The organism is Modestobacter lacusdianchii (assembly GCF_054177765.1).
Genome location: NZ_JBJJTJ010000003.1, coordinates 1 through 23,292 on the forward strand (window position 1 = coordinate 1; position 23,292 = coordinate 23,292).

Here is a 23,292-nt window from a genome sequence, read left to right on the forward strand (position 1 = left end):
TCGACTTGCATGTGTTAAGCACGCCGCCAGCGTTCGTCCTGAGCCAGGATCAAACTCTCCGTAGATGATTTGATCGCGGCTGAGACCAAGAGTTGGCACTCTCGTTCAATCAACCAAAGGAACCCAACGACATCCGAAGACGCCGAATGGGGGTTTTGATACTTGGCACTGACTTTCGGCACGCTGTTGAGTTCTCAAGGAGCGGACGCGCGGCGAACCAGACCCTCTCAGGTCGTCGTCTCCGGCTTGTGTTGTCTCGCTTCGGCGCCCGGGCCCGGCCTCGCGGTCGTTCCCGGCGCAGAGAGAAAGTTACGTGGCTCCGCGGGACGTGTCAAACCCGGGCCGGGTGACGCGCGCCACCTGCCTGAGACGTCCCCGTCACCTGGCGTTCACACGCCGGGGCGGCAGGTCCGACGAGCCGGGAACCGCCCAGGTCAGGCGGCTGTCGCCGCCCCCGCGCAGTGCACGCCGGCCACCGAACGCTTGCCCTTGCGGAGCACCAGCCAGCCACCGGGGAGCCAGTCCCCCGGCGCCGGCACGGTGTCGGCGTCGGTGACCCGCACGTTGTTGACGTATGCGCCGCCCTCCTTGACCGTGCGGCGCGCGTCGGAGAGCGACGACGCCAGGCCCGTCTGCTGCAACAGGGTGGCCACGGGCACCGCCGGGTCGTCGACCTCGACCGCACCGGCCTCGGTGAGCGCCGCGGCCAGCGTCTGCGGGTCCAGTTCGGTCAGCTCGGCCCGTCCGAACAGCGCCCTGCCCGCGGCCTCCGCCTGCGCGAGCTCCTGAGGCCCGTGCACCAGCCGGGTCAGCTCCTCGGCCAGGGCACGCTGCGGTGCCCGGGAGGCGGGGCGTTCCTCCGACTCCCGCACCAGCGCGGCCACCTCGTCGGCGGGGCGCTCGGAGAACAACGGGAGCCAGGCCCGGGCGTCGACGTCGTCGATGTTGAGCCAGTACTGGAAGAACGCGTAGGGGCTGGTGTGCTCGGGGTCGAGCCAGATGGTTGCGCCCTCGGTCTTGCCGATCTTCTTGCCGTCGGCGGTGGTGATCAGCGGGGTCGCCAGCGCGTGCGCCGAGGCGCCCTCGGTGCGGCGGACCAGGTCCGTGCCGGCGGTGATGTTGCCCCACTGGTCGGAGCCGCCGCTCTGCAACGTGCAGCCGTGCCGCCGGAACAGCTCCCGGAAGTCGTTGGCCTGCAGGATCTGGTAGCTGAACTCGGTGTAGCTGATCCCGGCGTCGGAGTTGAGCCGGGCCGACACCGCCTCCTTCGCCAGCATCCGGTTGACCCGGAAGTGCTTCCCCAGGTCGCGGAGGAAGTCGATCGCCGACAACGGCGAGGTCCACTCCAGGTTGTCCACGTAGATCGGTGCCCGGAGCCCCTGCTCGGCCGCCGGCTGGTCGAGGAAGGGCGCCACCCGCCGGCGGATGCGGTCGACCCAGCTCGCCACCTGCGCCGGGTCGTTCAGCTGCCGCTCGGACGACGGGCGGGGGTCACCGATCAGCCCGGTCGCCCCGCCGACGAGCACGATGGGCTGGTGCCCGGCCCGCTGCAGCGCCCGGAGCACCATGAACTGGATCAGGTGCCCGACGTGCAGGCTCGCCGCGGTGGGGTCGAAGCCGCAGTAGTAGGTGACCGGGCCCTCGGCGAGGTGTGCGCGCAAGGCGTCCTCGTCGGTGCTCTGGGCGATCAGCCCACGGCGGTGCAGTTCATCGATCACGGAGGGCCCGTCGATCCCGGGAGGCGCAGACGTCACGGTCGCCCATCCTGCCTGGCACTCCCCCGCCGCGGCTTCCCGCCTGCCCGGAAGACGCTCACCGAGGCCGCGTCGGTCTCCCAGAAGCGCCACGGCAGCTCGGTCGCCACGCTGATCCCCACTCGGGGACCGGTCGAGACCAGCGTCGGAGGTGCCCCGGTGTGCAGCCGCACCGACGACGCCGGGTCGAGGAGGTCCGTGCCGCGGTCGTCGGGGCCGATCGCGAGCGCCTGGGTGAGGCGGGCCGGGCCGCGGGCCAGGTCCCGCGCCACCCGGGCGGCCGGACGGCGGGACCGGGCCACCGGCTCCCCCGCCACGACCTCCCCGGCGCGCATCAGCACCGCGGACCCGCGCCCGGCCGGTCCGACGACGACGTTGGCGCACCAGTGCACGCCGTAGCTGAAGTAGACGTAGAGCCGCCCGGGCGGGCCGAACATGATCTCCGCCCGCGGCGTCGGGCCCCGGTGGGCGTGCGAGGCAGGGTCCTCACCCTGCCCGGAGTACGCCTCGACCTCGGTGAGCCGCAGCGCCACCTGCCCCTCGGGCCGGTCGGTGACCACCCAGCAGCCCAGCAGCGCCCGGGCCACCTCGTCGACCGGCCCGAGCAGCTCCTCCTCGGCGACGAGCGGCCCGGGCCCGGACGGCACGGCGTCGGTCATGCGGTGCTCCCGGGACGTCAGAGCGCCGCCGCCACCGGCGAGTGCACGGCCCAGTCGGAGTGGTGCTTGGCCAGCTCCGCGAGCGACGTCAGCTGCTCGGCGACGCGCTCGGGCGCAGTACCCCCCCGGGCACCGCGTGCGGCCAGCGCCCCCTCGACGTGCAGCACGCTGCGCACCTCGGGCGTGAGGCGGTCGTCGATGCCGGCCAGTTGCTCGTCGTCCAGCTCGTCGAGCTCGAGCCCGGCCTCCTCGCAGAAGGCGACCATCGCGCCGCTGATCTCGTGGGCGGACCGGAACGGGACACCGGTGGACACCAGCCACTCGGCGACGTCGGTGGCCAGCGCGAAGCCCTGCGGGGCAGCCGCCTCCATGACCTCGGGCCGCAACGTCAGGGTGGCGATCATGCCGGTGACCGCGGGCAGCAGGAGGAGCAGCTGCTCGACGGAGTCGAAGACCGGCTCCTTGTCCTCCTGGAGGTCGCGGTCGTAGGCCAGCGGCAGGCCCTTGAGCATGGTGAGCAGGCCGGTCAGGTTGCCCACGAACCGGCCGGCCTTGCCGCGGGCCAGCTCGGCGATGTCGGGGTTCTTCTTCTGCGGCATGATCGACGACCCGGTCGCCCAGGCGTCGTCCAGCTTGGCCCAGCCGAACTCGGTCGACGTCCAGAGCACGACCTCCTCCCCCAGCCGGGAGAGGTGGACGCCGATCAGCGCCGCGGCGAAGCAGAACTCCGCGGCGAAGTCGCGGTCGCTGACCGCGTCGATGCTGTTGTCCGCCGCGCGGTCGAACCCGAGCTCGGCGGCGACGCCGTCGGGGTCCAGCGGCAGCGAGGAGCCGGCCAGCGCCCCGGAGCCCAGCGGGCTGACCGCGGCGCGCTTGTCCCAGTCCAGCAGCCGGTCGACGTCGCGGGACAGCGAGTGGGCGTGGGCGAGCAGCTGGTGGGCGATCAGGACCGGCTGGGCGTGCTGCAGGTGCGTCATGCCCGGCGCGGCGACGTCCCGGTAGCGCAGCGCCAGCCCGATCAGCGCGTACTCCAGCGAAGCGAGCTCGCCGACCAGGCGGCGGACGTTGTGCCGCAGGTAGAGCCGCAGGTCGGTGGCCACCTGGTCGTTGCGGCTGCGGCCGGCGCGCAGCTTGCCGCCCAGGGCGCCCAGCTTCTCGAGCAGGCCGCGCTCGAGCGCCTCGTGCACGTCCTCGTCGGCCTCGATCGGCGTGAAGGTGCCGTCGGCGACCTCGGCGGACAGCTCGGTGAGCGCGCCGATCATCTTGGCCAGCTCGTCGACGGTGAGCAGACCGGCCCGCTGCAGCACCCGCGCGTGCGCCCGGGAGCCGGCCAGGTCGTAGGGCGCCAGCCGCCAGTCGACGTCGGTGGACTTGGACAGCGCGGCCATCGCCGGGGAGGGCCCGCCGCCGAACCGGCCGCCCCACAGGCGGGTGTGGCTGGCGCCGTTCGACTCCGTCACGGTGTGCTCTCTTCTCCGTCGTCGGTCAGGTCGGGGTCGTGGGGGGCCGCCGGCGCGCGCTCGGCGAGCGCGCGGAGCCGGTCGGCCAGCGCCGCGCCCCCGTCGGGGGCGCGGGAGACGACCAGCAGAGTGTCGTCCCCGGCGATGGTGCCCAGCACGTCGGGGAGGCCCACCTTGTCCAGCGCCGAGGCCAGGAACTGGGCGGCGCCCGGCGGGGTGCGGACGACGGCGAGGTTGGCACTGCCCTCGGCGCTGGTGAGCAGGTCGGCCAGCAGCCGGGTCAGCCGGGCCGGCGCGGACTGGGCCGGGCGCAGCGGGGCGTTCTCCGGCGGCAGCACGTAGGACGCCGGCGCTCCGTCGGACCCGCGCAGCTTCACCGCGCCGAGCTCCTCGAGGTCCCGGGACAGCGTCGCCTGGGTGACCTCGACGCCGGACTCGGCCAGCAGCCGGGCCAGCTGGGTCTGCGAGGTGACCGGCCCGGCGGTGATCAGCTCGACGATCCGGGCGTGCCGCGCCTGGCGGGTGAGCGCGGTCGTCACGCGCGCCCCGCGAGGGCAGCTCTCACGCCGACCGCTCCAGCAGCCAGGCCAGCAGCGCCTTCTGGGCGTGCAGCCGGTTCTCCGCCTCGTCCCACACCGCGCTCTGCGGCCCGTCGATCACCTCGGCGGCGATCTCCTTGCCGCGGTAGGCGGGCAGGCAGTGCAGGACGACGGCGTCGTCGGCGGCCCGGGCCAGCGCCGCCTGGTCGACGGAGTAGGGCTCGAACGGCGCGATCCGGGTGGCGTACTCGTCCTCCTGGCCCATGGAGACCCAGGTGTCGGTGACCAGCACGTCGGCCCCGTCGGCGGCCGCGGCCGGGTCGGCGGTCCACTGCACCGAGCCACCGGTGTCCGTGGCGATCTCCGTGGCCCGCTTCAGCACGGCGGGGTCGGGCTGGAAGGCCTCCGGTGAGCCGATCCGCACGTGCATGCCGGCCAGGGCGCCGCCGAGCAGGTAGGAGTGGGCCATGTTGTTGGCCCCGTCACCGAGGTAGCTGAAGGTCAGCCCGGCCAGCCGGCCGTGGCGCTCCTGCACCGTCTGCAGGTCGGCCAGGATCTGGCACGGGTGGTACTCGTCGGTGAGCGCGTTGACCACCGGCACCCGGCTGGTCGCGGCCATCGTCTCCAGCCGGTCCTGGCCGAAGGTGCGCCAGACGATCGCGGCGACCTGCCGGTCGAGCACCCGGGTGGTGTCCTCGACCGACTCACCACGGCCGAGCTGGCTGGCCCCGGCGTCGACGACCAGCGGGAAGCCACCGAGCTCGGTGATCCCGACGGAGAAGCTGACCCGGGTGCGGGTGGAGGGCTTGTCGAAGAGCACGGCCACCGGCTTCGGGGCGCCGTTGGGCGCGCGCAGCGGCGTGGGCGCCTCGGCGGTGTGCCGGCCGGCCTTGAGCTGCGCGGCCAGTGCGAGCACCTCGGCCTGCTCGGCCGGGGTGAGGTCGTCGTCCTTGGTGAAGTGCCGGATCACTGGTCGCTCTCCTGGAGGGCGGCGTCGAGGGCGGCCGGGAGGGCCGCGACGAAGGCGTCGAGCTGGGCGTCGGTGACGACCAGTGGTGGGGCGAGCCGGACGACGTCGGCGGCCACCCCGTTGGTCAGGAAGCCGGCGGCGCGCAGGCGCGCCTCGACCGCGGCGGCGACCGGCGCGGTGAGGACGACGCCCAGCAGCGCTCCCTGGCCGCGCACGCCGCTGATGCCCGGGTGGCCGAGCGCCTCGATCCCGGCGGTGACCCGGTGCTCGATCTCCTTGGCCCGCTCGAGCAGCCCCTCGTCGCGGAGGGTGTCGAGCACCGCGAGGGCGGCGGCGGCCGCGATCGGGTTGCCGCCGAACGTGGAGCCGTGCGAGCCGGCGGTCAGCAGCTCGGCCGCCGGGCCGAAGGCCAGCGTCGCGCCCAGCGGGAGGCCACCGCCGAGGGCCTTCGCCAGGGTGATCACGTCGGGCTGCAGCCCGTCGGCCTGGTGGGCGAACCAGTGCCCGGTGCGGCCCGTGCCGGTCTGCACCTCGTCGACGGCGAACAGGGCGCCGGCGTCGCGGGCGGCAGCAGCCGCGGCCGCCAGGTAGCCGGCTGGGGCGGGCAGCACGCCCCCCTCCCCCAGCATCGGCTCCAGCAGCACCATCGCCGTGGCGTCGGTGAGCTGCAGGGCGTCGGCGTCGCCGTAGGGGACGTGCCGGACGCCGCCGGGCAGCGGGGCGAAGGCGGCGGCCTTGCCCGGCTGGCCGGTGAGGGCGAGGGAGCCCATGGTGCGGCCGTGGAACGAGCCGATCGCGGTGACCACCTCGGGCCGGCCGGTCAGCCGGCTGATCTTGAAGGCGGCCTCGTTGGCCTCGGCGCCGGAGTTGCAGAAGAACACCCGCCCCGAGCGCCCGGTCAGCTCCAGCAGCCGCTCGGCCAGCAGCACGCCGGGCTCGTGCATCGCCAGGTTCGACACGTGGCCCAGCAGCTGCGCCTGGGCGGTGATCGCGTGCACCACCGCCGGGTGGGCGTGGCCCAGGATCGTCGTCGCGATCCCGCCGAGCAGGTCGGTGTACTCGCGGCCGTCGACGTCCCAGACGGTGGCGCCCGCCCCACGGGCCAGGGCCACCGGCGGGGTCTTGTAGTTGCCCATCATCACGGCCGACCAGCGGGTGGCCAGCTCCTCGGTGTGCGTCACGGTGCTGCCACTCCCTCCGGTGTCGACTCGGCAGGCACGACCATCGTGCCGGTGCCCTCGGTGGTGAACATCTCCAGCAGCAGGGCGTGCGGCAGCCGGCCGTCGACGACGGTCGCCCGCTTCACCCCGCCCTCGACCGCCCGCAGGCAGGCGGCCATCTTCGGGATCATCCCGGCGTCCAGCTGGGGCAGGATCTCGGCGAGCTCGGTGGCGTCGATCTGCTCCACCAGCGAGTCGCGGTCGGGCCAGTTGGCGTAGAGGCCCTCGACGTCGGTGAGCACCACGAGCTTCACCGCGCCCAGCGCCACGGCGAGCGCGGCGGCGGCGGTGTCGGCGTTGACGTTGTGCACCTGGCCGTCGGCGTCCGGGGCCACCGTCGCGACGACCGGGATCTTCCCCGCCGCCAGCAGCGCGGTGACCGGGGCGGGGTCGACGGCGACGACGTCGCCGACCAGCCCGACGTCCACCGGCTCGCCGTCGACGATGGCGTGGGTGCGCTCGGCGGTGAACAGCCCGCCGTCCTCGCCGGAGAGCCCGACGGCCAGTGGGCCGTGCGAGTTGATCAGGCCGACCACCTCCGGGCCCACCTGGCCGGTGAGCACCATCCGGACGACCTCGATCGTCTCCTCGGTGGTCACCCGCAGCCCGCCGCGGAACTCACTCGCGATGCCCAGCCGGTTGAGCATGCCGCTGATCTGCGGCCCGCCGCCGTGCACGACCACCGGGAGGATGCCGCAGGTCCGCAGGAAGACCATGTCCTCGGCGAAGGCCCGGCGGCAGTCCTCGTCGACCATCGCGTGGCCGCCGTACTTGACCACCACGACGTTGCCGTGGAACTCGCGCAGCCAGGGCAGCGCCCCGGTGAGGACGGCGACCTTGCGGGCGTCGCCCTCGGGGTCGTTGACCCGCATCACCCGGTGGGTGCCGATCGACCGGCGCGGCGGGGTCTCGTCGACCGGGACGTCCGGCGGCGTCGGGTCCTGCTGGCCGGCGACACCGGCGGGCGCCACCTGGTCAGGGGCGAGGTCGGGCGGGGTGGGGTCCTGGGCCGGGCCCGGGGTGTGGCTCGTCATGTCGAGTAGGCCGAGTTCTCGTGCACGTAGGCGAGGGACAGGTCGTTGGTCCAGATCGTGGCCTGCTCGGTGCCGGCCCGGAGGTCGACGTCGATGGTGATGGCCCGGCCGGTGAGGTCGACGCCCTCGCGCGGGTCGCCGATGGCACCGCCGCGGCAGACGGTGACCCCGTTGATGGTCACGTCGACCTGGTCGGGCTCGAAGGCGGCGTCGGTGGTGCCGATCGCCGCCAGCACCCGCCCCCAGTTGGGGTCGTTGCCGAACAGCGCCGTCTTGAGCAGGTTGTTGCGGGCGCAGGCCCGGCCGGCGGTCAGCGCGTCCTGCACCGACGCGGCGTTCCGGACGGTGATCGCGATCTCCTTGGTCGAGCCCTCGGCGTCGGCCAGCAGCTGCATCGCCAGGTCGGTGGCCGCCGCGGTCAGGGCCGCGGTCAGCTCGCCCTCGGACGGGGTCACGCCGCTGGCGCCGTTGGCCATCGCGATGACGGTGTCGTTGGTGGACAGGCAGCCGTCGGAGTCGACCCGTTCCACGCTCACGCTGGTGGCCACCCGCAGCGCGCGCTGCAGCACGTCCGGGGCGACGACGGCGTCGGTGGTGAGCACGACCAGCATCGTGGCCAGCGACGGGGCGAGCATGCCCGCGCCCTTCGCCATCCCGCCGACGGTCCAGCCGTCCCCGGCCTGGGTCGTCGTCTTCGGCACGGTGTCGGTGGTCATGATCGCGCGGGCGGCGTCGGGGCCGCCCTCGGCCGAGAGCCCCCCGGCTGCCTCGGTGACCCCGGCGAGCAGCTGCTCCATCGGCAGCCGGACGCCGATCAGGCCGGTGGAGGCCACCGCCACGTCGATGGCGCCGAGCCCCAGCAGACCGGCGGCGTGCTCGGCGGTGGCGTGGGTGTCGCCGAAGCCGTCGGGCCCGGTGCAGGCGTTCGCGCCGCCGGAGTTGAGCACCACCGCGCGCAGCCGCTGGTCGGCGAGCACCTGCCGGCTCCAGAGCACCGGCGCGGCCGGGAAGCGGTTGGTGGTGAACACGGCGGCCGCCGCGTCGTCCGGGCCGTCGTTGACGACCAGGGCGACGTCCCGGTCGCCGCTGGACTTCAGCCCGGCGGCGACCCCGGCGGCCCGGAAGCCCTGGGGGGCGGTGACGGTCACGGGGCGACCCCCACGAGCGGGAGGCCGGTGGTCTCGGGGAGACCGAGGGCCAGGTTGGCGCACTGCAGCGCGGCGCCGGCGGTGCCCTTGGTCAGGTTGTCGACGGCGGCGACCACGACCAGCCGGCCGGCGTCGGGGTCGACCGCCACCTGCAGCGCGACGGTGTTGGCGCCCAGCACCGCGGCGGTGGTCGGCCACTGCCCCTCGGGCAGCAGGTGGACGAACGGCTCGTCGGCGTAGGCCTTCGTGTAGGCGGCCCGGACCGCGTCGCCGTCCACGCCGTCGGCCAGCGGGGCCGAGCAGGTGGCCAGGATGCCCCGGCTCATCGGCACGAGGGTCGGGGTGAAGCTCACCCGCACATCAGTACCGGCCGCCTGTGACAGGTTCTGCACCATCTCCGGGGTGTGCCGGTGCACGCCGCCGACGCCGTAGGCGCTCACCGAGCCCATCACCTCGCTGCCGAGCAGGTGGGTCTTGGCCGACTTGCCCGCGCCGCTGGTGCCGCTGGCGGCGACCACGACGACGTCCGGGGTGACCAGGCCGGCGGCGAGGGCCGGCGCCAGCGCCAGGGTGACCGACGTCGGGTAGCAGCCCGGGACGGCGATCCGCCGCGCGCCGGCCAGCTCGTCCCGCTGACCGGGCAGCTCGGGCAGGCCGTAGGGCCAGGAGCCGGCGTGCTCACCCCCGTACCAGCGCGCCCAGGCGGCCGGGTCGTTCAGCCGGTGGTCGGCGCCGCAGTCGATGACCAGGACGTCGTCCGGGAGCTGGGCGGCGATGGCCGCGGACTCCCCGTGCGGCAGGGCCAGCACCACCACGTCGTAGCCGGCGAGGTCCGCGGCGTCGCTGGGCTGGACGACCATCTCCGCGTAGGGCAGCAGGTGCGGCTGCAGCTCGCCCAGGCGTCGGCCGGCGCTCGAGTTGGCGTGCACCCCGGTCAGCCGGAGGTGCGGGTGCCCGGCCAGCAGCCGGCACACCTCACCGCCCGCGTACCCGGTGGCGCCGGTGACCCCGACCGTCCACGTCTGTTGACTCACAGTGCATGACCATACCGGAGTGTGCATGACCGTGCAGTGCCGGGGTCGTGCGTGCCCGGGCCGTGGGCTGGGCAGTGAACAGCGGGCTCTCGGCCCGTCGCCCGCCGGCCCGCACCCGAGGAGAGGCCACCCGTGAGCCCGTTCGACCGGATCGTGATCGTCTTCAACCCGCACAGCACCGGCAACGCCCCGCAGTCGGCCGAGGAGCTGCGCACCGAGCTGGTCCAGCGGCTGCCGGCCGTGCCCGTGGAGCTGCGCCCGACCCAGCGCGCCGGGCACGCCCGCGAGATCGCCCGCGAGGTCGCGGCCGCCGGGTGCCCGTTGCTGGTCTCGGTGAGCGGCGACGGCGGCTACAACGAGGTCGTCAACGGGGTGGTCGAGGCCGGCAACGACCGGGCCGTCTGCGCCGTCCGGGCCGCCGGCAACGCCAACGACCACCGCCGGACGACGCGGGCGCACCACCTGGCCGACGCCATCGTGGCCGGGGACGTCCAGCGGATCGACCTGCTCCGGCTCACCCTCGGCAGCGGCGCCACCGCGCAGACCCGCTGGGCCCACTCCTACATCGGCGTCGGCATCACCCCCGTGGTGGCCGTCGACCTGGAGGAGGGCGGCAAGGGGTCGTGGCGGGAGCTGGTCTCGGTGGTCCGCGGGTTCTGGCGGTTCCGGCCGTTCCCCATCCGGCTGGAGGACGGCCAGGAGCGCACGGTCGACAGCCTGCTGTTCGCCAACATCTCCCAGATGGCCAAGTACGCGACGCTGAGCGACGGCGCCGCACCCGACGACGGGCGCTTCGAGGTGATCACCCAGGAGCGGACCGGCAAGCTGCGGGTGCTGGCCACCGCGGTGCGGGCGGCCACCCGCGGGCTGGGGCCGCAGCCCAGCGCCACCCACTACGCGTTCACCCCGCTCGCGCCCATGCCGCTCCAGCTGGACGGCGAGCTGGTGGAGCTGGCCCCGGACACCCCGGTGTCGGTCGACATCGCGCCGCGCGCACTGGCCACCGTGCTCTGACCCGCCCCCCGTCGGCGGCGGGACGGCCCGACCTGGCCAGGGCAGGACCCGGCGACGCACAGCTTCCTGTCAGCAGGGTCGGGCAGAGTCCGCCTCGGTCCGGCTGACGACGCCGGGCAGGAGGAGGGACACCGGCATGACCGACGCCCAGCAGCAGCCCGGCGGGATCGACCTGGTCGAGGAGGACGGCGTGGTCGTGCTCACCCTGCGCGGCGAGGTCGACGACTCCGTGGTCGACGCCTGGGACGCCGGCGGCCCCCGCACCCGGGAGGCGGGGGCCGTCGACCTGTCCGCCGCGACCTTCCTCGACGGCCGCGCGCTGCGGCTGCTGGTGCGGGAGACCGATCAGGCGCGCCGGGCCGGGCGGCTGCCCGAGCTCCGCCGGCCCTCCCGCACCGTCCGGCGGATGCTCGAGGTGGCCGGCGCGGCGACGCTGTTCGCGGCGGTCTGCTGACCGCTCAGCCGATCGGGTCGTCGGCCCCGTACGGGCGCAGCCGGAGCTGCCGGGCGGCGCCCTCCGGCGTGGTGGCCCGCAGCACGTCGAGGTCGTCGGCGCCGGCCCGGAAGAAGCGGCCGGACCACTGGTCTAGCTCGCCGGCGGCGATCGCCACGGCCAGCGCCACGACGTCCTCCGGGCGGGTCCACTCGGTGCGCCCGGCGTGCATCGGCATCGCCCGGGTCATCGCGGTGTCGATCACCCCGGGCGCCAGGTCGAAGGCCCGCACCCCGTGCGCGGCGCCGGCCAGGTCGATGCCCTCGGTGATCCGCATCTGCGCGGTCTTGCCGGCCGAGTAGGCGCTGTAGACGTCACTCCCCCGGGTGCCCAGGCCGCTGGCCAGCCCGATGACCCGGCCCCCACCGGCGGCGATCATGCCGGGGACCACCGCGCGGGAGACCAGGAACGGCCCGCGCACCTGGCTCTCCACGACCTGCCACCACTGGTCCGGGTCGGCCTCCCACAGCGGCACCTCGGCGGCGTCGATCAGGCCGGCGTTGTTGACCAGCAGCGTGACCGGCCCGAGCTCGCCGGCCACCCGGGCGACGGCGTCCTGGACGGCGGCGGGGTCGGTGACGTCGGCGGCCACGGCCAGCGTGCGGGCACCGGTGGCCGCGGCGACCTCGTCCATCGCCGCGTGCAGCCGGTCGGCGGAGCGGGCCAGCCCGGCCACCGTCGCGCCCCGTTCGGCCAGCCCCTGCGCCAGGTACCGGCCGATCCCGGCCGAGGCCCCGGTGACCAGCGCCACCGTCCCCGTCAGCACGGCCCCGTCCAGAGGCTCGCCGCGAGCTTGCGGGTGGTGAGGAGGACGGGGTCCTCACGCACGGACGACCGCTCCCGTCCGCTCGGCGGCCAGCGCCGCGGCAGCGTCCCGCGCCACGTTGGCGTCCTCGCCGGTCAGCGTGCGGTCCGGGGCCCGCAGGGTCAGCGCGTAGGCCAGCGACTTCGACCCGGCCGGCACCGACGAGCCGGTGTAGACGTCGAAGAGCCGCAGCGACTCCAGCAGCTCCCCCGCCCCCTCCCGGACCGCCGCGTCGACCGCCGCGGCCGGCACGTCGTCCGGGACCACCAGCGCCAGGTCGACCAGCACCGGCGGGAAGGTGGACACGTGCGGGCCGGTCTGCACCGGCGCCGGTGGGAGCGCGTCGACGTCCAGCTCCATGGCGCAGGTGCGCGCCGGGAGCTCGAGTGCGGCGACCACCCGCGGGTGCAGCTCGCCGGCGTGGCCGACCACCCGGTCGCCGACCAGCAGCTGCGCGCAGCGCCCCGGGTGCCAGGGCGCCAGGTCACCGGCGCGCACGGTCAGCTCGACCCCGGCGGTCGCCGCGACCACCCGGGCCGCCTGCACCGCGTCGGCCCAGTCGACCGGCCGCCCCGGCCCCCACCAGCCGCGCGGCTCGCGGTTGCCGGTGAGCGCCACGGCGACGTGCCAGGGCTGCTCCGGCACCGCGCCGAGCAGGGCGGCCAGCGTCGCGTCGTCCGGCCGGCCGGCCACGCCCGGGATCGGCGCGGGGGCGCGGTGGTCGCCGGGGAAGACCGAGCCGTGCTCGAAGAGCGCCACGTCGCGCTGGCCGCGGGCCAGGTTGCGGGCCAGCGAGCCGAGCAGACCGGGCAGCAGCGTCGTGCGCAGCGCCGGCTCCTGCTCCGACAGCGGGTTGCGCACCACGACCACCGCGCGGCGGGGGTCGTCGGCGGGGATGCCGAGCGCGTCGAGCACCGGCGTGCCGACGAACGGGTAGGCCGGGGCCTCGACGTAGCCGGCCTCGGCCAGCGCCCGGCCGATGCTGCGCCGGCGACGCTGGCGGTCGGTGAGCCCGCGGCCCGGGGGCACGTCGGGCAGCACCGACGGGATGTCGTCGTAGCCGGCCAGCCGCACGACCTCCTCGACCAGGTCGGCCGGGTCGGTCAGGTCCGGGCGCCAGGACGGCGGGGTGACCTGCAGCAGCGCACCGTCGGCGTCGACCGAGGCGCCCACCGCGGTCAGCGCGTCGATCACCTGCGAGTCCGGGTAGGCGACCCCGGAGACCCGGGACGGACGTCCGGCGTCCAGCGGGATCACCGGCCGGGGGCCGCGGGTGTCGACGTCCACCGGGCTGCCGACGACCCGGGCGCCGCCGTACTCGGCCAGCAGCGCCGCCGCGCGGGCCAGCGCGACGACGGTCATCTCCGGGTCGGTGCCCCGCTCGAACCGCTTGGCCGCCTCACTGGGCAGCTTGTGCCGGCGGACGGTGCGGGCGATGCCGGTGGGCTCCCAGTGCGCCGCCTCCAGCAGCACCGCGGTCGTCGAGTCGCTGATCTCGGTCGACGCGCCGCCCATGACCCCGGCCAGGCCGATCGCGCCGGAGCCGTCGGTGACCAGCAGGTCGTCGGCGTCCAGCGCGCGGTCGACGCCGTCCAGCGTGGTCAGCCGCTCCCCCGGCGCGGCCGGGCGGACGACGATCGGGCCGGTGACGGTGTCCCGGTCGAAGGCGTGCATCGGCTGCCCGAGCTCGAGCATCACGTAGTTGGTCACGTCGACGGCCAGCGAGATGCTGCGGATGCCGGACTGGGCCAGCCGGCGGCGCATCCACCACGGGCTCGGCCGGGTCGGGTCCAGGCCCTCCATCGCCAGCACGGAGAACCGGTCGCACCGGGTCGGGTCGGCGACCTGGACCTGCCAGGCCGGCTGACCGGACCAGGCGGGCGGGGTGGCCGCACCGGGGTCGCGCCAGTCGACGCCGAGGCCGGTGCCCATCTCCCGGGCGATGCCGCGCATGGCCAGGCAGTAGCCGCGGTCGGGGGTCACGTTGAGCTCGATGACCACGTCGTCCAGGCCGAGGACGCCGGCGGCCGGGGTGCCCGGGGTGAACCCCTCCTGCCCCAGCACGAGGATGCCGGCGTGGTCCTCGCCGATGCCCAGCTCGCGGACCGAGCAGATCATCCCGTCGGAGACGTGGTCGTAGGTCGTCCGGGCGGCGATGGCGAAGTCGCCGGGCAGCACGGCGCCGGGCAGCGCGGCGACCACCAGGTCACCGACGGCGAAGTTGCGGGCACCGCAGACGATGCCGCGCGGAGCCTCCTCGCCGACGTCGACCTGGCAGTACCGGATCGGCTTCTTGAAGCCGGTCAGCTCCTCGATCTCCAGCACCCGGCCGACCACCAGGGGCCCGGTGGTCACCGGCGGGCGGTGCACCTCCTCGACCTCCAGGCCGAGCCGGACGAACGCGGTGTCCAGCTCCTCGACCGTGGTGCCCGCGGGCAGGTCGACGTGCTCGGCCAGCCAGCCGATGGGAACGCGCACTACTGCTCAACTCCGAATGCTCGCGTGAACCGGACATCGCCCTCGACGATGTCGCGCATGTCGCCCACCTCGTGGCGGAACTGCAGGGCCCGCTCGATGCCCATGCCGAAGGCGAAGCCGGTGTACTCGTCGGGGTCGATGCCGCAGGCGCGCAGCACCCGCGGGTTCACCATCCCGCAGCCGCCCCACTCCACCCATCGCGGCCCGTCGCGGTGCTCGGGGAACCACACGTCGAACTCCGCCGAGGGCTCGGTGAACGGGAAGTAGGAGGGCCGCCAGCGGGTCACCGCGTCGGCGCCGAACAGCTGGCGGGCCAGGTGGTCCAGCGTGCCGCGCAGGTGGGCCATGGTCAGCCCGCGGTCGACGGCGAGGCCCTCGACCTGGTGGAAGACCGGGGTGTGCGTGGCGTCCAGCTCGTCGGTCCGGTACACCCGGCCCGGCGCGATGACGTAGATCGGGGGCTGGCGCTCGAGCATGGTGCGCGCCTGGACCGGGCTGGTGTGCGTGCGCAGCACCAGGCCCGAGTCCTCCGGCGCGACGAAGAAGGTGTCCATCATCGACCGCGCCGGGTGGTCGGTGCTGATGTTGAGCGCGTCGAAGTTCAGCCACTCGGCCTCGAGCTCCGGGCCCTCGGCGACCTCGTAGCCCATCGCGACGAAGACGTCGGCGATCCGGTCGGTCAACGTGGTGAGCGGGTGCCGGGCACCGCGCGGCGCGCGGTCCCAGGGCAGCGTGACGTCGACCCGCTCCTCGGCGAGCACCCGGGCGTCGCGCTCCGCCTCGAGCTCGGCCAGCCGGGCGGCGTAGGCCTCGGTGACCGCGACGCGGGCGGCGTTGACCCGCTTCCCGGCGTCCGATCGGGCGGCCGGTGGCAGTGCACCGAGCTCACGCCGGGCCAGGAGCACCGGGGCGCGGTCGCCCAGGTGGGCCGGCCGGACGGCGGCGAGCGCCTCCAGGTCACCCGCCCCGGTGAACGCCTCGGCCGCCGCCTGGACAGCGGCGTCGAGGGCCTCCGCGGACAGCGCGGCGACCTGCTTGGGGTCGTAGGGGTCGTTGGCGCCAGACACGGGAGGCCATTCTGCCCGGCGCACCGCCGTCACCGCGCCCCGGTTCCGCCGCAGGGGCTCACCCCCACGGGTGGGCTCGCCCCTGGACGACGCACGCCGGGCCGGTGACGTGCCGATCCTCGCGAGGTGACCTCCACCCAGCCGGCCCTCGCCACGATCGACGAGGTGCTGCACACCGCCGCCGTGCACAGCGTCTACCAGCCCATCGTCGAGCTGGACACCGGCCGCGTGGTCGCCTACGAGGCGCTCGCCCGCGGGCCGCAGGGACCGCTGCACACCCCCGACGCCCTCTTCGCCGCTGCGCGTGCCGCCGGCCGGCTGGCCGAGCTGGACCGGCTGTGCCGCTCGGCCGCGCTGCGCGGCGCCGTCGCGGCCGACCTGCGAGCGCCGCTCACGGTGTTCGTCAACGTCGAGCCCGAGGTGCTCGAGTCGGCACCACTGGACGAGCTGCTGGCCATCGCGACCACCGCGCCGGCGGGCCTCCGGGTCGTCGTGGAGATCACCGAGCGGGCACTGGCCACCCGCCCCGCCGACCTGCTGCGCGCGGTCGAGCGGGTGCGGGAGGTCGGCTGGGGCGTGGCCCTGGACGACGTCGGCGCGGAGTCGATGTCGCTGGCGTTCATGCCGCTGCTGCGCCCCGACGTGGTGAAGCTGGACCTGCGGCTGGTGCAGCAGCGCCCCGGCCCGGCGGTCGCCGAGATCATGAACGCGGTCAACGGCTACGCCGAGCGGACCGGCGCGCTGGTGCTGGCCGAGGGCATCGAGGACGAGGAGCACCTGGCCATGGCCTCGGCCTTGGGCGCGAGCCTCGGCCAGGGGTGGTACTTCGGCCGGCCCGGCCCCACGGCGGTGCCCGACCGACCCGTCGGTTCCCTCGACCTGCCCCGCGCGGAGCCGCGCTCCGTGGACACCCTCGACAGCCCGTTCGGCTGCCTGCCCGCGGGCACGCAGCTGCGCACCGCGCCCAAGGCGCTGCTGATCGAGCTGAGCAAGCACCTGGAACGGCAGGCGATGCGGCTCGGCGAGACCTGCGTCGTGGCGGCCACCTTCCAGGAGGCCCGGCACTTCACCCCGGCCACGTCGCTGCGCTACCGCGACCTGGTCGCCCGCACCGGCTTCGTCGCCGCCCTCGGTGAGGACCTGCCCGTCGAGCCGGTGCCCGGCGTCCGGGGGGCCGACCTGGCGCCCACCGACCCGGTGCGCGGCGAGTGGGACGTCGTGGTGCTCAGCCCGCACTTCAGCGCCGCACTGCTGGCCCGGGACCTGGGCGACGGGGGCCCCGACCGGCAGCGGCGGTACGAGTACGCGCTGACCTACGACCGCCGCACCGTGGAGCGGGCCGGCATCGCGCTGGTGGCCCGCGTCGCCGCGCAGTCGGCGCCGGCCGGCCCGGCGGACGCCGACGCCGGCCCCCCTGCCGCCGTCCTGACCGTGGCGCCCGACGGCGGGACCGTCGAGGAGGTGCTGCTGCACCGCGCGCTGGCCGCCACGACCAGCGGCGTCGCCATCGCCGACATGACCGCGCCCGACCAGCCGCTGCTCTACGTCAACGCCGCGTTCGAGCAGCTCGCCGGGCTGAGCGCCGCCCAGGTGCTGGGCCGCAACTGCCGCTTCCTGCAGGGCCCGGACACCGACCCGGGCGTGGTGGCTCGGATGCGGGCCGCCATCCGGGAGGGGGCGGAGTTCCGGGCCACGCTGCTCAACCACCGGGGACCGGACCGGGAGCCGTGGTGGAACGAGATCCACCTGGCGCCGGTGCGGGACGCCGGCGGGGCCGTCGTGCAGTACATCGGGGTGCAGACCGACGTCACGGCCCGGGTCACGGTCGAGCGAGAACTGCTGCAGGAGCGCGACCGCACCCGGCGCCACCTGGCCCAGATCGAGGAGCTCGCCTACACCGACCCGCTCACCGGGCTGCCCAACCGGCGCCGGTTCGAGGAGCGGATGGAGGCGGCGCTGTGGCAGGCCCGGCTGGCCGGGGACGCCGTGGCGCTGCTGTTCCTCGACCTGGACGGCTTCAAGGCGGTGAACGACGCCCGCGGGCACGCGGCCGGCGACGAGCTGCTGCAGGTGGTCGCCGACCGGCTGCGGGCCCGGCTGCGCCGCGGCGACCTGCTCGCCCGGCTGGGCGGTGACGAGTTCCTGGTCGGCCTGCCCGGGCTCGACCCGGCCACTGCGCTGGCCGAGGCCTGGCTGGTGGTCGGGCAACTGTGCGCCGCGATCGCCGAGCCGGTGCTGCTGGGCGGGGAGCCGGTGCAGGTGTCGGCCAGCATCGGGGTCAGCGTGCACCCCGAGGACGGCGCCGAGTTCGGCCAGCTGCTGCACCGGGCCGACGCCCGGATGTACGCCAGCAAGCACCCCGCCGACGCAGGCGTGTAGTCCCCGCGGTCGGCCGCGCCGCAGCGTCCCGCGACGAGCTCGCGAGGGGTGGGGAGGAGGGGCCTCCAGCTACTGCGCGAGCTGGGTGACGTAGAGGCAGATCGAGGCGGCGACCGACAGGTTCAGGCTCTCGGCCCGGCCGCGCATCGGGATCCGCACCCGGGCGTCGGCCGCGGCGGCCAGCTGCGGGTCCAGGCCCCGGGCCTCGTTGCCGAACAACCAGAGCACCGGCGCGGCCAGGAGGCCCTCGTCCCCGGCGGCGTCCAGGGCGACCTCTCCCCCGCCGTCGGCGGCCAGCACCGTCACCCCCGCGGCCTGCAGCTGCGGCACGAGCTCGGCCAGCGGCGTGCTGCGCACCACGTCGACGTGGAACAGGCTGCCGGCGCTGCTGCGCACGACCTTGCCGTGGTACGGGTCGGTGGAGCCGGCGCCGAACACCACCGCTCCGGCGCCGCACGCGTCGGCGGTGCGCAGCACCGTCCCGGCGTTGCCCGGGTCGTTGAGCTCGGCGAACGCCACCGCCAGCCGCGGCGGGTCGGCGACGAGGGTCTGCGCCGGCACGTCGCGCAGCGCGCAGACGGCGACCAGCCCCTGGGGGGTGACCGTCTCCGACAGCGAAGCCGCGGCCCGCTCGGTGACCAGGTGCACCGGCACCCGGGCCCCGGCCAGGAGGTCACGGTGGGTGGCCGCGGCGGCCTCGGTGACGAACAGCTCCCGGACGGCGGCCGGGTCGGTCGCGGCCTCGGCCAGCGCCTCACCGACCGCCTGGCGCCCCTCGGCGAGGAAGGCACCGGCGTCGTCCCGGCCGCTGCGCCGGGTCAGCTTGCGGGCAGCGGCGACCCGCGCGGAGCGCTCGGTCAGCAGATCGGGCACGGGTGACCTCTCGGGACGGGGGCGGACAGACGGCGACGCCGCCGCCGGCAGGTCTCGGACCCACCGGCGACGGCGTCGCCAGGTCGTGCTGCCCGCGTCCTGCTGGGAGGTCACCGGGCGGGGCGCTCCTGCCCGGAGGCAGGTGCGTCCAGGATCAGGCTGCCTGGGCGCCGGTCGCCTCGGGGTTCGCGACGAGCGCGGCCCGGGCGGACTCCACCAGCGAGGCGAAGGTGGCGGGCTCGTTCACGGCGAGCTCGGCGAGGACACGACGGTCCAGCTCGATGCCGGCCAGCTTGAGGCCCTGCATGAAGCGGTTGTAGGTCATGTCGTTCTGCCGCGCGGCCGCGTTGATCCGGGTGATCCACAGCTTGCGGAAGTCACCCTTGCGGACCTTGCGGTCGCGGTAGTTGTAGGTGGCCGAGTGGAGGATCTGCTCCTTGGCCTTGCGGTACAGCCGCGAGCGCTGGCCGCGGTAACCGCTGGCTGCCTCGAGGGTCGTACGACGCTTCTTCTGGGCGTTGACCGCCCGCTTCACGCGTGCCACGTGAGAGCTCCGTTCTGCTCGTCAGGTAAGGGGCGGTCAGAGACCGAGGAGCTTCTTCATCCGGGGGGTGTCGGCCTTCGACAGCACACCGGTGCCGCTGATGCGGCGCTTCCGGGAGGAGGACTTGGCCTCGAACTTGTGCTGGTTGTTCTGGTGCTCGCCCACCAGCTTCCCGGTGCCCGTCACGCGGATGCGCTTGGCAGTGCCCTTGTGCGTCTTGTTCTTCGGCATCTCTGCGTCCTGTTCGTGTCTGCCCGGCGCCGCGCAGCACAGTGCTGCCCGGCGCCGGGTGCGTCTGGGTGGTGCTGACCGCTCAGGCGGGAGGTGCCTGCTCCGCCGGTGCCTCGTTGGCGTCCTGCTTCTCCTGCTTGGCACTCCGCCGCGCCGCGTCGGTCGCCGCCTGGTTCCGGTGCGGCGCGATCACCATGACCATGTTCCGGCCGTCCTGCTTCGGGTTGGACTCGACCACCCCGAGGTCGGCGACGTCGCCGGCGAGCCGCTGGAGCAGCTTGTAGCCCATCTCCGGGCGGGACTGCTCGCGACCGCGGAACATCACGGTGATCTTGACCTTGTCGCCGCCCTTGAGGAAGCGCTCGACGTGGCCCTTCTTGGTCTCGTAGTCGTGCGGGTCGATCTTCAGGCGCAGCCGCATCTCCTTGATGACGGTGAGCGCCTGGTTCCGCCGGGCCTCGCGGGCCTTCTGGGCGGCCTCGTACTTGAACTTGCCGTAGTCCATGAGCTTGACGACCGGCGGCCGCGCCATGGGGGCGACCTCGACCAGGTCGAGCTCGGAGTCCTGCGCCAGGCGCAGCGCCTCGTTGATCGACACGACGCCGACCTGCTCGCCCTCGGGCCCGACCAGGCGGACCTCGGGGACGCGGATGCGGTCGTTGATGCGGGGCTCGGTGATGGCCTCTCCTCTGCTGCTGCGGGGAGGAGCTCGTCAGCCCACCCGGGGCACCGACGGAAAAGGCCCCGTGAGCAGTTGCTCACGGGGCCCACTCGCCGGACGCTGTCCGTCACCCGGGGCAGGGTGCTGCGCAGCGGCGGTGGCCGGACGTGCCGGTCACCGCGAACCGGGGACCTGGGCGCCTGTGACGGCGCCAGGTGGGAGCGGGCTCCTCTTTGGTAGACGGCCTGACCCTGTCGGGCCCGACCATCGTGGTTCACGCGCCTCGATGTAGCGGGGGGAGGCGCGCTCACTGTACAGCGCCGGGGTGCCTCCCGTCATTCCCGGGGGTGCGGCGTCGTCCCTCGGGCCGTCAGTCGGGGTACAGCAGGTCCGGTTCCGGGACGGCGTGCCGCGCCTGGTGGTCGGCCAGCAGCGCCCGGAGCCCGCGGACGGCGGTCAGTGCCCGGGCCCCGTCGGCGGCCTGGACGGCGGAGACGGCCAGCTCGTCGCCGTTGGTCAGCAGCAGGGACGCCCACGGCGAGTGCTGGTCGAAGCGCACCGCCCGCACCGCCGACCAGGGCAGCTCGTGGTTCATCAGGACGTTGCGCACCCGGACCCCGTCGGCGTCGGCGTCGACCCGGGACCGGCCCAGCAGCATCAGCCCGGCGCCGAGGGCGATGCCCAGGCCGACCATCGCCACCTGGTCGACGGTCTGGAAGGAGACGACGCCGGTGGTCGACTCCTTGAGCAGGACGGCGACCACGGTCATCGCGAGCACGAGACCGGCGGCCATCAGCGCGGTGATCAGCCGCAGCCGGCGCGGGACGGCGGAGACCGGGGCGGGCGCGGGGTCGGCAGGCACGTGCCCATCCTGCACGCACCCGCTGGCAGAGTGCAGGTGTGCAGGTGGGAGCGGCGGACGGCGGCACCTTCGCCGCGCTCGCGACCGGCGTGCTCGCCTCGACGCCCCGGCTGGGGGCCACCCGGCTGGTCTGCGTCGACGGCCCCGCGGGGTCGGGCAAGACGACCTTCGGGGACCGGCTGGCCGCGGCGCTGGCGGCGCCCCTGGTGCACATGGACGACGTCTACGCCGGCTGGACCATGGCCGGTGCGACCGAGCGGTTGGCCGAGGGCGTGCTGGAGCCGCTGCGGTCGGGCCGGCCGGGCGCCTACCACCGCTACGACTGGTCCCGGGAGGTGTTCGCCGCCGAGGCGACGGTCGTCCCGGTCGCGCCGGCCCTGGTGGTCGAGGGCTGCGGCAGCGCCCCGCGCTCGTGGGACCGGTCCACCACCCTGCGGGTCTGGGTCGAGGCGCCGGCCGGGCTGCGGCTGCGCCGGGGGCTGGACCGCGACGGCGTGGCGCTGCGAGCGCAGTGGCTGCGCTGGCAGGCCGAGGAGGCCGCCGTGTTCGCCGCCGAGGACACCCGGGCCCGGGCCGACCTGCGGGTCGACGGCGCACCGGCCGTCCCGGACGCGCCGGGGTCGTTCACCCGGCTGGACTGACGGGGCACGAACGCGGACGCGGCCACCGGCTCGGGCACGACGCGTCGACCCGGCCGTCACACGCCCGGAACACCGAGGACGCACCATGGACCGGTGACCGACAGCTCGCCCGACCTCCCGCTGGACAGCTCGGTCGACGCCGCCCCGGCGGCTGCGCAGGCCCCGGCCGCCGATCCCCCGGCCGCCGAGCTGCTGCCGCTGGCCGGCTACACCGTCGCGGTCACCGCCGCCCGGCGCAGCGAGGAGCTCGGCGCGCTGCTGGACCGGCGTGGCGCCCGGGTGGTCCACGCCCCGGCGATCCGGATCGTGCCGCTGTCCGACGACGCCGACCTCGTCTCGGCCACCCGCGAGGTGCTCGCCGAGCCGGTGGACCTGGTCGTCGCCACCACCGGCGTCGGCTTCCGCGGCTGGCTCGAGGCGGCCGAGGCCTGGGACCTCCCGCTGCGCGAGCACCTGCAGGACGCCCGGGTGCTGGCCCGGGGCCCCAAGGCCCGCGGCGCCATCCGCGGCGCGGGTCTGGTGGACGCCTGGTCACCGGAGTCGGAGAGCTCCGCGGAGGTGCTGGAGCACCTGCTGTCCGGGGCCGAGGGACCGATCGAGGGGCGGCGGGTCGCCGTCCAGCTGCACGGTGACCCGCTGCCCGACCTCGTCGCCGGCCTGCGCCGGGCGGGGGCCGACGTGCTGACCGTGCCGGTCTACCGCTGGGTGCTGCCCGAGGACACCGCCCCGCTGCGCCGGCTGGTGGCGGTGGTCGCCGCCCGCGGCGTCGACGCGGTCACCTTCACCAGCGCGCCGGCCGCGGCCAGCCTGCTGCAGGTGGCCGGCGAGGAGGGCGTGCGCGCCGGGGTGCTGGCCGCCTTCGCCGACGCCGTGCTGCCGGTCGCCGTCGGCCCGGTGACCGCCGGCCCGCTGGAGGCGGTCGGCATCCGCACCGTCCAGCCCGAACGCGCCCGCCTCGGTGCCCTGGCCCGTGAGGTCGTCTCCGCGCTCCCGGCCCGGCACCCGGTGCTGCAGCTGGGGCCGCACACCCTGCAGGTGCGCGGGCACGCCGCCGTCCTGGACGGTCGGCTGGTCGAGCTCCCGCCCGGCCCGATGGCGGTGCTGCGGGCGCTGGCCCGCCGGCCCGGCGTCGTCGTCTCCCGGCCGGACCTGCTCACCGAGCTCTCCGGCGGCAGTGACGCCCACGCGGTGGAGATGGCGGTGACCCGGCTGCGCGCCGCACTGGGCGCACCGGTCGTGGAGACCGTGGTCAAGCGCGGGTACCGCCTGGCCCTCTGAGGCCCGCACCGGGCCTCACCGGCGCACGGCCGCCGTGGTGAGGCGCATGTTCCGCAAGGGTCACGCCGGCGAGCCGTGACCGACATGCCCGCTCCCTAGCGTTCGGCCGACCCCCTCACCCGAGGGGTCCGGCGATGCCGCTCCGCGG

The 23,292-nt window shown here is 75.2% G+C and carries 22 protein-coding genes and 1 rRNA gene; 5 read left to right on the plus strand and 18 right to left on the minus strand.

Features of this window, described 5'->3' with window-relative positions; all coding sequences use genetic code 11:
* The 10 genes from ACJTNH_RS02590 to argC all read right to left on the minus strand — a co-directional run.
* Positions 1 to 65 (minus strand): 16S ribosomal RNA (locus tag ACJTNH_RS02590); the annotation flags it as partial.
* Positions 66 to 434: 369 nt separating this feature from the next.
* Positions 435 to 1,718 (minus strand): tyrosine--tRNA ligase, encoded by a 1,284-nt coding sequence (tyrS, locus tag ACJTNH_RS02595; protein ID WP_458172709.1) that lies wholly within the window; start codon positions 1,716 to 1,718, stop codon positions 435 to 437.
* A gap of 32 nt (positions 1,719 to 1,750) precedes the next feature.
* On the minus strand, positions 1,751 to 2,413 hold the full coding sequence (locus ACJTNH_RS02600) for a DNA-3-methyladenine glycosylase (RefSeq protein ID WP_458172710.1): 663 nt from the start codon (positions 2,411 to 2,413) through the stop codon (positions 1,751 to 1,753).
* A gap of 17 nt (positions 2,414 to 2,430) precedes the next feature.
* Positions 2,431 to 3,873: an argininosuccinate lyase gene (argH, locus tag ACJTNH_RS02605; RefSeq protein WP_458172711.1), complete on the minus strand. Its 1,443-nt coding sequence runs from the start codon at positions 3,871 to 3,873 to the stop codon at positions 2,431 to 2,433.
* Positions 3,870 to 4,412, minus strand: coding sequence for an arginine repressor (locus tag ACJTNH_RS02610; RefSeq protein WP_458172712.1), 543 nt, complete (start codon positions 4,410 to 4,412; stop codon positions 3,870 to 3,872). Before ACJTNH_RS02610 ends, argH begins: the two co-directional genes overlap by 4 nt.
* A 22-nt stretch (positions 4,413 to 4,434) precedes the next feature.
* On the minus strand, positions 4,435 to 5,382 hold the full coding sequence (gene argF, locus ACJTNH_RS02615; protein ID WP_458172713.1) for an ornithine carbamoyltransferase: 948 nt from the start codon (positions 5,380 to 5,382) through the stop codon (positions 4,435 to 4,437).
* The gene (locus ACJTNH_RS02620; protein ID WP_458172714.1) at positions 5,379 to 6,563 is read right to left on the minus strand and encodes an acetylornithine transaminase; all 1,185 of its coding nucleotides are present in this window, start codon (positions 6,561 to 6,563) and stop codon (positions 5,379 to 5,381) included. Before ACJTNH_RS02620 ends, argF begins: the two co-directional genes overlap by 4 nt.
* Complete coding sequence (gene argB / locus ACJTNH_RS02625) at positions 6,560 to 7,636, minus strand: acetylglutamate kinase (RefSeq protein WP_458172715.1); 1,077 nt, start codon at positions 7,634 to 7,636, stop codon at positions 6,560 to 6,562. Before argB ends, ACJTNH_RS02620 begins: the two co-directional genes overlap by 4 nt.
* A complete protein-coding gene (gene argJ / locus ACJTNH_RS02630) occupies positions 7,633 to 8,784 on the minus strand; it encodes a bifunctional glutamate N-acetyltransferase/amino-acid acetyltransferase ArgJ (RefSeq protein ID WP_458172716.1) in 1,152 nt (383 codons plus the stop codon). The genes argB and argJ overlap by 4 nt, the downstream gene beginning before the upstream one ends.
* On the minus strand, positions 8,781 to 9,818 hold the full coding sequence (argC, locus tag ACJTNH_RS02635; protein WP_458172717.1) for an N-acetyl-gamma-glutamyl-phosphate reductase: 1,038 nt from the start codon (positions 9,816 to 9,818) through the stop codon (positions 8,781 to 8,783). Before argC ends, argJ begins: the two co-directional genes overlap by 4 nt.
* A gap of 132 nt (positions 9,819 to 9,950) precedes the next feature.
* Here argC and ACJTNH_RS02640 point away from each other — a divergent pair, with 132 nt between their 5' ends.
* The gene (locus ACJTNH_RS02640; RefSeq protein WP_458172718.1) at positions 9,951 to 10,832 is read left to right on the plus strand and encodes a diacylglycerol/lipid kinase family protein; all 882 of its coding nucleotides are present in this window, start codon (positions 9,951 to 9,953) and stop codon (positions 10,830 to 10,832) included.
* 136 nt (positions 10,833 to 10,968) lie between these two features.
* Positions 10,969 to 11,286, plus strand: coding sequence for an STAS domain-containing protein (locus ACJTNH_RS02645; protein WP_458172719.1), 318 nt, complete (start codon positions 10,969 to 10,971; stop codon positions 11,284 to 11,286).
* Positions 11,287 to 11,290: 4 nt separating this feature from the next.
* On the opposite strand, the gene ACJTNH_RS02650 is transcribed toward ACJTNH_RS02645, so the two are convergent.
* The 3 genes from ACJTNH_RS02650 to pheS are packed head-to-tail and all read right to left on the minus strand — an operon-like array spanning position 11,291 to position 15,675.
* Positions 11,291 to 12,091, minus strand: a complete 801-nt coding sequence (locus ACJTNH_RS02650; RefSeq protein ID WP_458172720.1) for an SDR family NAD(P)-dependent oxidoreductase — start codon at positions 12,089 to 12,091, stop codon at positions 11,291 to 11,293.
* 54 nt (positions 12,092 to 12,145) lie between these two features.
* Positions 12,146 to 14,608: a phenylalanine--tRNA ligase subunit beta gene (gene pheT, locus ACJTNH_RS02655; RefSeq protein WP_458172721.1), complete on the minus strand. Its 2,463-nt coding sequence runs from the start codon at positions 14,606 to 14,608 to the stop codon at positions 12,146 to 12,148.
* The gene (gene pheS / locus ACJTNH_RS02660; protein WP_458172722.1) at positions 14,608 to 15,675 is read right to left on the minus strand and encodes a phenylalanine--tRNA ligase subunit alpha; all 1,068 of its coding nucleotides are present in this window, start codon (positions 15,673 to 15,675) and stop codon (positions 14,608 to 14,610) included. Before pheS ends, pheT begins: the two co-directional genes overlap by 1 nt.
* Positions 15,676 to 15,801: 126 nt before the next feature.
* Between pheS and ACJTNH_RS02665 the strand changes: the two genes are divergently transcribed.
* The gene (locus ACJTNH_RS02665; RefSeq protein ID WP_458172723.1) at positions 15,802 to 18,054 is read left to right on the plus strand and encodes a diguanylate cyclase domain-containing protein; all 2,253 of its coding nucleotides are present in this window, start codon (positions 15,802 to 15,804) and stop codon (positions 18,052 to 18,054) included.
* 69 nt (positions 18,055 to 18,123) lie between these two features.
* Here the strand turns inward: ACJTNH_RS02665 and ACJTNH_RS02670 are convergent, their stop codons facing one another.
* The 5 genes from ACJTNH_RS02670 to ACJTNH_RS02690 all read right to left on the minus strand — a co-directional run bounded on the left by ACJTNH_RS02670 (position 18,124) and on the right by ACJTNH_RS02690 (position 21,225).
* Entirely contained in the window at positions 18,124 to 18,927 is an 804-nt protein-coding gene (locus ACJTNH_RS02670; RefSeq protein WP_458172724.1) for a TrmH family RNA methyltransferase, read from the minus strand.
* A 154-nt stretch (positions 18,928 to 19,081) separates the two neighbouring features.
* Positions 19,082 to 19,471, minus strand: coding sequence for a 50S ribosomal protein L20 (rplT, locus tag ACJTNH_RS02675; protein ID WP_458172725.1), 390 nt, complete (start codon positions 19,469 to 19,471; stop codon positions 19,082 to 19,084).
* Between the two features lie 36 nt (positions 19,472 to 19,507).
* Positions 19,508 to 19,702 (minus strand): 50S ribosomal protein L35, encoded by a 195-nt coding sequence (gene rpmI / locus ACJTNH_RS02680; RefSeq protein ID WP_222196142.1) that lies wholly within the window; start codon positions 19,700 to 19,702, stop codon positions 19,508 to 19,510.
* A gap of 82 nt (positions 19,703 to 19,784) precedes the next feature.
* On the minus strand, positions 19,785 to 20,381 hold the full coding sequence (gene infC, locus ACJTNH_RS02685) for a translation initiation factor IF-3 (protein WP_458172917.1): 597 nt from the start codon (positions 20,379 to 20,381) through the stop codon (positions 19,785 to 19,787).
* A gap of 352 nt (positions 20,382 to 20,733) precedes the next feature.
* Positions 20,734 to 21,225, minus strand: coding sequence for a PH domain-containing protein (locus tag ACJTNH_RS02690; protein WP_458172726.1), 492 nt, complete (start codon positions 21,223 to 21,225; stop codon positions 20,734 to 20,736).
* A 38-nt stretch (positions 21,226 to 21,263) separates the two neighbouring features.
* Between ACJTNH_RS02690 and ACJTNH_RS02695 the strand changes: the two genes are divergently transcribed.
* Together ACJTNH_RS02695 and ACJTNH_RS02700 are read left to right on the plus strand one after the other, a co-directional pair.
* Positions 21,264 to 21,866, plus strand: coding sequence for a uridine kinase (locus ACJTNH_RS02695; protein ID WP_458172727.1), 603 nt, complete (start codon positions 21,264 to 21,266; stop codon positions 21,864 to 21,866).
* A 93-nt stretch (positions 21,867 to 21,959) separates the two neighbouring features.
* Positions 21,960 to 23,144: a uroporphyrinogen-III synthase gene (locus ACJTNH_RS02700; RefSeq protein WP_458172728.1), complete on the plus strand. Its 1,185-nt coding sequence runs from the start codon at positions 21,960 to 21,962 to the stop codon at positions 23,142 to 23,144.
* The last annotated feature ends 148 nt before the right edge of the window (positions 23,145 to 23,292 follow it).

Excerpts from the sequence above, each read along its gene's own strand:
- argB (WP_458172715.1), bottom strand. The coding sequence starts at position 7,636 with ATGACGAGCCACACCCCGGGCCCGGCCCAGGACCCCACCCCGCCCGAC.
- rpmI (WP_222196142.1), bottom strand. The coding sequence starts at position 19,702 with ATGCCGAAGAACAAGACGCACAAGGGCACTGCCAAGCGCATCCGCGTG.
- ACJTNH_RS02645 (WP_458172719.1), top strand. The coding sequence starts at position 10,969 with ATGACCGACGCCCAGCAGCAGCCCGGCGGGATCGACCTGGTCGAGGAG.
- ACJTNH_RS02600 (WP_458172710.1), bottom strand. The coding sequence starts at position 2,413 with ATGACCGACGCCGTGCCGTCCGGGCCCGGGCCGCTCGTCGCCGAGGAG.